Here is a 6,479-nt window from a genome sequence, read left to right on the forward strand (position 1 = left end):
AATCCATCAAATCACCTGACGTAGCCGAGATGCGAGCAACTCACCGCGCTTCTTCAAGATCGGATAGGCTGACGCCTCGATCAAGTGGCCGTTCACTCGCTTCAAATCCCGCAGAGCATCAAGATGCAGCGCGCTCGTCTCGATCGTATCGATGTTTCCAGACCGCAGACGCTGGAAATGAGCGGCTATAGCTTCGTCCTCCAGACGACGAAAAGCTTCCTTTTCGGACGCAAGCGCCCTTGCGCCGATGGGATCGCCGCTCAAGAACACTGCGGTCGAGCGCCGAAGCGTTGCGTGAAGTTTGTCCGCCTGAGCAAGCAGATCAGCGATGCCCTCCCGGGAAAATGCCACACCGCGCTTTATTCGTCGCTGTGTCATGTTCAGAAGTCCGCGATCGATGAGGTCGCCCGCCTGTTCGAGATTGATCGAGAAGGTCAATATCCTCGCCAGGGTGTCGCTCTCTTCCTCGTTTAGCCGCTCGGCCTCGATCGCCAGGAGGTTCTCCTTGATCGCGCGGTTGAGGCGATCGAGCCTGTCGTCGAGCGCGCGCGTCTCCTCGACCCGGCGCCGATCAGGCTGCGCAAGCACAGCGCGCAGCCCCGCGATCATTTCCTCGAGCACATCTGCCAGGCGAAGGGCTTCGCGAGTGGCTGCCGCCAACGCCATCGCAGGAGCCGTCTCGGCGGTGATCGGCTCAAGAAAGCGTGGAGCATCCGGCGCATCGTCAATCTGCGCGGAGGGAAAGAGGCGCTCAAGCAAGCGGGCATAGGGGGTGAGCAGCGGAAATAGGATGAGCGCCAACGCGAGGTTGAAGCCGACATGGAAGTTCGCGATTGCGCGCGCCGGCGCGCTCTCCACACCGGTCATCAGTGGGGTTACAAAGGGATAGACGGCGAGAATGAGCAGAACGCCGCCCAGCCGGCCGATCAGCTTCCCTATCGTAAGCCGACGTGCAGCGGCATCGGCGGTGGAACCTTCCAAAACCGGATTGATCGCGGTGCCCGCGTTTGCGCCGAGAGCCAGGGCGATACCCGCGGCAACACTCAGAACGCCGCTTGCCGCGAATGATATTGCCAAGAGGACAATCGCCACGCTCGAGTGGGCGGCCCACGCCAACAGTGCGCCGATCAACACGATGAACACGATGTGCTCGGAGAGCGCCTGCAGGGAGGTCCGTGCGAATTCGTTCCTTGCCAAGAGATCCAGAACCGACAGGAATTGGTGAAGCGAAAGCAGGATCAAGCCGAGACCGATGAGGACCCGCCCGAAATCTCGTGGACCGGCCCGACCTCTCCGAAACAGCAGATATCCTGCGAGCACCAGGATTGGCGCCACCAACGCGACGTCGAACGAGAGGATTTGTACGATCAGTGTCGTGCCGACGTTCGCCCCCAGCATGACCGCGAGACCCTGACGCAGCGAGATCAGTCCGCTGGAGGCGAAGCCCTTAACCATGAGCGCCGTCGCCGTGCTACTTTGAAGCAGCGCGGTCACACCTAGGCCTGCGAAGAACGCGGTCGCCCGGTTCTGCATCCTATGACCGAGGAACGCCCGGAGCTGAGGACCGAGCGCCCGCTGAATACCTGTCTGGACCATATGCACGCCCCAGAGCAGGAGCGCGACGAGGCCTCCCAGATCGAGTAGGGTCAACGTGATGCTCGTCGCTTGTTCTCCTTGGCTAGATCAGCCCCGCCCTTTCAGACTTGGTCTCCCGATTTCCCGTGGTCCACTCGAATTCGCAGGATCGTTCAATTACCGCGGTCGATGGCGGCCATATCAGGTTCCAGCAAATGGGTGGCGCAGTTACGGCAATCGCTGCTCCCGAAACCCGCCGCCGACGGCTGCCATACCTGGACCGAAGCAGTGAATGGCTCAACGTGCATTCGCTGGCGCCCTCGACAAAAAACGCCAGAACAATATCGGCCGTGATCGTCAGGCTATCGATGTGCCAATGAACCGCCTTCTCCGCGCAGAGATGAGGTCCGATCCGCGCACGAATGCCGCCGGGCCCCCGCGCGCTCCCGACATAGCCATACCATCCGGGCTCGAAGCGATGCCGCAGGCCGGGCCTCTCAAATTCCAGCGATCGGGAAAGATGGACAAGCAGGACATAGGAACCACCGGCACTCGGCGCACGATCACTGGATTGCCGATCGAACGGCCCGGCCCCGCCAAGTGCGCGGCGCATATGCTCCAGGAACGCTGGGGGTGCGGATCGGCCGAGCATCCCCAGGGTCTATCACAAGTGGTTGCGATCGGTGTCCAAATCGCTGATCTCAATTGGAATGAGAATCGCAATTTCGCCGAACTTGGGCGCGCAAATGACGAATTTCGATATCGAGCGACTGCCGGACGAGATTTCCCGCGAACTACTCACTCTGCGATCGGCTCTGCTGGAAGAATTCGAGGAAGCGATGCGGGGCAAGCAAGCTTCCCATCGCAAGGCTGGTCGTATTCTGAAGCTGATCGTCCATGCTCCCCGCTCAACGGCCGAAGGCGATGGCTTTGCAGCATCCGAGAGCATCGATGTTCTTGTGATCGTGAATCACCGCGAGCTGGCGGACAAGGATCAGCACTGGAGGCATGCGCTCGCGCGGCTCCGCCGCGATCGCGAGCGGGGTGTCCTACCCCGCGAGATCCGACTCGATGTGCATTGCCTGCAGGACGTGAACCGGGCCTTGGTGTCCGGTCTGCCATACCTCGCCTCGATCGTGCGGCGCGGAATCGTGCTGTACGAGCTCGATCGAACGCCGTTGGCGACGCCGCGTAATCTTCCATCGGATGAGCGCTGCTGGCGCGGCCGTGCGGAATTTGAGCGGTGGTATCCAAGAGCGGAAGATTTTCTGTCCGGCGCGTCGTTCTATCGCGACGAGGGGAATATGCGCATGGCGGCCCTTCTGCTCCACCAGGCATGCGAGCATCTCTACCAATGTGTCTTCTGGACGGTGATGCTGCACGGTCGACGAACCCATAGCCTGGATGAGCTGCGCGGGTTGGCGGAAGGACTCGATGAACGGCTTCGGTCAGTCTGGCCACGAACGAGCCGGTTCGAGCGGCGCTGCTTCGCACAGGTTCGACGCGCTTACGTCGAAGCCCGCTATGAGCCGTCCTTCCCGATCACAGCTCGCGAAATAGGGTGGATGATGGAACGCGTCGCCATGCTGTACAGGCGGGTGGGCAACTTTTGTCGCGGGCACCTCTCGGGCCTTCAGGCATCCTCGGTGGTGAGCGATTGAGTAGGCAGGATCCCTCAGACGATGGCGGCATCAATTATCGCATCCCGGTTCGGTGAGAAAGACTGGCGCGGCACACGGCGCGGCACATTTGTGCCGCGCATTTTCGATGATCCCGGATGCGCTTTCACTCGCCAATGTCATTCCTGTCCGCGGGCTCGGAAGTCGGTGGGGCGTTCCGAAGCGCTTCGACGATCTCGGCGATTTCCTCCGGCGACGCGGTAGGCAGGGACATCACCTTCGGGCGCTCGACGAAAATGTAGGCCTTCCCAGTCTCCGGATTGACCCGGATCTGCGCCTCATCAGGTGCCGGCTTGCGGAGGCTCGTGAAGTTTTTTCCTGCCATTATAATCCCCTAATGAACGCGATGCGCGCGTTGTGCGAAGACTAAGGGCTCTTCAGCAGCAGGTCCACGAGCGCGTGGTCGCGGAACCGGCCGGGCCTTCCACCCTACTTCCCGAGAACCTTGTTCAGCAGCCGCCCGCGGCGCCGAGCGGGTTGGCGCGCAGGCGCCCCTCCTCCGCGCCGATATATTTGAAGATGCAGCTGAGGGGCCTGATCCGTGACGGAGCTCCCGAGCCGATCTCGCGTGATGCCGGCGATGCGGAGCAGGCTCGAGCTGCGAGACAACCGGTCGAGCTGCGTGAATGCACCCGTGTCCCCCAGCGCGCTATCGATTAGCGGCCGCAACGTTGTCTTGAGCTCGTCGCCGGCACTGTGCTGAAGATATCGGGTGGCGCCATCATTCTGGGTCGCGATCCCGGGCACGTCGGACAAACTGAGGCGGTCGATCGCCGAGCGGAAGATCGGCTTTCCGGCCCGTGGCGCACTTCCGGCGGCATCGTTGAGCTTGCGAACCAGATTGTCCGTCAAGTCAAGTTACTGCCCGACATCGAGCGCCGAGCCGAGGCCCCTGCCAAGCGGCCTACCGATGAGTGGCACCCCTGACCTCATTCTTGGCGCTACGCTCGATCGTCATCCTTGCATATCTAAATCTAGAATTTAGTTTTGCACGGATAGGGTGGTCCATCCTCGATGGCAAATTGGTACGGTCAGTCAGTTTTGCGCGGAGGTTGGACTCGGAAGATAACGGGAGTCCGGTTGCGAAGGTGGAGAATTTTTATCGCGTTACTCAACCTTCTGCTGCCCACGTTGGCTTTGGTTAGGCCGACCCTAATGCCGAGATTAGTTCCCGCGACCTTTCGCAGAACCTGAGGCGCTTTAGCGAGAGCGCCTTAGCGCATCAACGCTTCCACGGGCGCCTTTCATAGTGCTAACCTGTAGCCGCGATGAGCACCCCCGGCGAAGGAAAAGAGCCCATCAATTATAAACTTTAAGCTTTATCCAGTTTGAGAGCGATAAGCTTATAGATTTATATTTTGTACCATGGTATCAATCTGTGGGTTGATATGGATGTGTAAAGATAAAGCCCTGACTTTATGAAATCGGAAATTCGCACCAGAGCCAGAGATCGGCTGGATGAGAAGCTCGGCGCCATCAGACCGCTCGAGCACTTCACTGTCCCTCCGAAGGGGTGGATCAGAGCCATCCGCGATGCCATTGGTATGACCGGCGCGCAGCTTGGCCGACGGCTGGGCATGACCGCGCAGGGTATCGTCAGTCTCGAACGATCCGAAGCGCACGGCAAAATTCAGCTCAGTACATTGCGCCGCGCTGCCGAGGCGATGGATTGCGTCCTCGTCTACGCGCTGCTCCCAAAGACCAGCTTGAATGAGATGGTCGAACTGCGCGCTCGCGAGCTTGCGTTCCGGGCAATCAGGCGCGTGTCGCATTCGATGGCCCTGGAAGATCAGCGCGTCGACCGAGACCTCGAAGCTCGCGTCCAGACCTATATCGAGACGGCGCTGCGCGATCGCGACCTGTGGGAGTCCGCGTGACCGATCTGTTCGCGCAGCCAGATGATGCGACACCACTCGACGCGGAAGAGTGCGAGGGGCTTCTCCAGACGTGGATCACGACCCGCGCTGACCTGAATGAGGCTGAGCAGGCTAATATCGACGCGGCAGTTGCATGGACGGTGCGCCGTCGTGACACCGAGATTCTGACGGAGGGCTTCGTGTTCGAACTGCACAAGCGCATGTTCGGCGATGTCTGGTCATGGGCGGGCACAACGCGGAAGACCGGCAAGAACATCGGGGTCGATCCGCGGCAGATTCATCTTCGGTTGGGCGGGCTGCTACGCGACGCCCGCTACTGGATAGAACAGAAGGCCTTCGCGCCGGATGAAATCGCCGCGCGGCTACATCACGGCCTCGTCGCCATCCATCCATTCCCCAATGGCAATGGTCGACATGCCAGGCTGTTCGCTGACCTGCAGATCGAAGAATTAGGTCAGCCGGCCTTCACCTGGGGCGGCGGCACCTTGCGCGATATCGGCACGCTTCGCGCCGAATACATCGCGGCCCTCCGCGCGGCTGACTCCCACGACATGGCGCCGCTTCTTGCCTTCGCGAGAAACTGACGGCCGACGCGCCCGTGACCCAACAATGCTCTCTTCGAGAGCGCAGGTCGTCGATATGACGGGTACTGAGCCCCTTCCCGCTGGTCCATCCTGTACGATCCCAATCCTTGACGAAGCGCTTTTCGTACGACGCCTCTCCTGGAAACGAAGCGCGCTTACTGCTGGCGGATCCCGAAATGAGCGCCGTTCCTTGCGGTGCTGCTAAAGCTGTTAAACACCTCGTCCTTGCCAGGTCGCCGCGAAACCGGTAAATTCCACGGCATGGTATGGATCGCACGACCAGATGCGGATACGCTGCGCCGGACCGAAGCATCGGGATTCCCGGTCCACCTCGTTGTGGAAGAAGACATTCCGGCGATAGAAATCATCACCGACGAAAATGGGGTGCCCACTAAGGGCGGCCTAATAGGGTATGCTTTGGCCTATACGCTGATGATCGGATTTATAGGCTACTTCTTCTACTTCATTCCTTGATTATTGCCTGAGCTTTGGATCTCGGAAGAAGTCATGATCTAATCCCTGATTGACTTCGCCCTGCAGGTCGACGTTCCCCTGCACACGTTGGCCTCTCATCGATTGAGCTGCGGCGCGGGCGTCATCTGTCTCGGCTTTGCCGGCTGAAATAATTCTTCCAGCGGCGCCAGGATCACCGCCTCCTGGTCCAGCCGGAAGCCGAGACAGGCCATGCTGCGCGGCGACAACTACGATGGCCGGTTGAGCGGCGACTATGATGGCCGGTAGGATCGGTTGTCTGGTCTGATCGT

General features: G+C 60.3%; 9 protein-coding genes. 4 read left to right on the forward strand and 5 right to left on the reverse strand.

The features are described 5' to 3' along the window. Positions 1-6: 6 nt before the first annotated feature. Together CV103_RS07185 and CV103_RS07190 are read right to left on the reverse strand one after the other, a co-directional pair. Positions 7-1,650, reverse strand: coding sequence for a Na/Pi cotransporter family protein (locus CV103_RS07185; protein WP_107394473.1), 1,644 nt, complete (start codon positions 1,648-1,650; stop codon positions 7-9). Between the two features lie 28 nt (positions 1,651-1,678). Next, positions 1,679-2,188 carry a DUF123 domain-containing protein gene (locus CV103_RS07190; RefSeq protein WP_170112581.1) on the reverse strand — a complete coding sequence of 170 codons (510 nt, stop codon included), beginning with the start codon at positions 2,186-2,188 and terminating at the stop codon, positions 1,679-1,681. 133 nt (positions 2,189-2,321) lie between these two features. Between CV103_RS07190 and CV103_RS07195 the strand changes: the two genes are divergently transcribed. Continuing rightward, complete coding sequence (locus CV103_RS07195; RefSeq protein ID WP_170112582.1) at positions 2,322-3,236, forward strand: HEPN domain-containing protein; 915 nt, start codon at positions 2,322-2,324, stop codon at positions 3,234-3,236. Positions 3,237-3,360: 124 nt separating this feature from the next. Here the strand turns inward: CV103_RS07195 and CV103_RS07200 are convergent, their stop codons facing one another. Then, positions 3,361-3,579 carry a hypothetical protein gene (locus tag CV103_RS07200; RefSeq protein ID WP_107394476.1) on the reverse strand — a complete coding sequence of 73 codons (219 nt, stop codon included), beginning with the start codon at positions 3,577-3,579 and terminating at the stop codon, positions 3,361-3,363. 104 nt (positions 3,580-3,683) lie between these two features. After that, on the reverse strand, positions 3,684-4,106 hold the full coding sequence (locus CV103_RS07205) for a DUF4197 family protein (RefSeq protein ID WP_107394477.1): 423 nt from the start codon (positions 4,104-4,106) through the stop codon (positions 3,684-3,686). A gap of 566 nt (positions 4,107-4,672) precedes the next feature. On the opposite strand from CV103_RS07205, the gene CV103_RS07210 reads away from it, so the two are divergent. From CV103_RS07210 to CV103_RS07220, 3 genes are all read left to right on the forward strand, one after another. After that, on the forward strand, positions 4,673-5,131 hold the full coding sequence (locus CV103_RS07210; RefSeq protein WP_107394478.1) for a mobile mystery protein A: 459 nt from the start codon (positions 4,673-4,675) through the stop codon (positions 5,129-5,131). Next, a complete protein-coding gene (locus CV103_RS07215; protein ID WP_107394488.1) occupies positions 5,128-5,715 on the forward strand; it encodes a mobile mystery protein B in 588 nt (195 codons plus the stop codon). The genes CV103_RS07210 and CV103_RS07215 overlap by 4 nt, the downstream gene beginning before the upstream one ends. Before the next feature lie 195 nt (positions 5,716-5,910). Then, on the forward strand, positions 5,911-6,189 hold the full coding sequence (locus CV103_RS07220; RefSeq protein WP_245896712.1) for a hypothetical protein: 279 nt from the start codon (positions 5,911-5,913) through the stop codon (positions 6,187-6,189). Here the strand turns inward: CV103_RS07220 and CV103_RS22645 are convergent. After that, positions 6,190-6,479, reverse strand: a 290-nt coding sequence (locus CV103_RS22645) for a hypothetical protein (RefSeq protein ID WP_211314369.1), incomplete at its 5' end; no start/stop codon positions are given.

Origin of the sequence: Edaphosphingomonas fennica, from assembly GCF_003034225.1 — a bacterium.
Taxonomy (GTDB): domain Bacteria; phylum Pseudomonadota; class Alphaproteobacteria; order Sphingomonadales; family Sphingomonadaceae; genus Sphingomonas_E; species Sphingomonas_E fennica.

Bases quoted from the DNA above. Each gene is read 5' to 3' on its own strand.
- CV103_RS07190 (WP_170112581.1), bottom strand. From the start codon at position 2,188: ATGCGCCGCGCACTTGGCGGGGCCGGGCCGTTCGATCGGCAATCCAGT.
- CV103_RS07195 (WP_170112582.1), top strand. From the start codon at position 2,322: ATGACGAATTTCGATATCGAGCGACTGCCGGACGAGATTTCCCGCGAA.
- CV103_RS07200 (WP_107394476.1), bottom strand. From the start codon at position 3,579: ATGGCAGGAAAAAACTTCACGAGCCTCCGCAAGCCGGCACCTGATGAG.
- CV103_RS07210 (WP_107394478.1), top strand. From the start codon at position 4,673: ATGAAATCGGAAATTCGCACCAGAGCCAGAGATCGGCTGGATGAGAAG.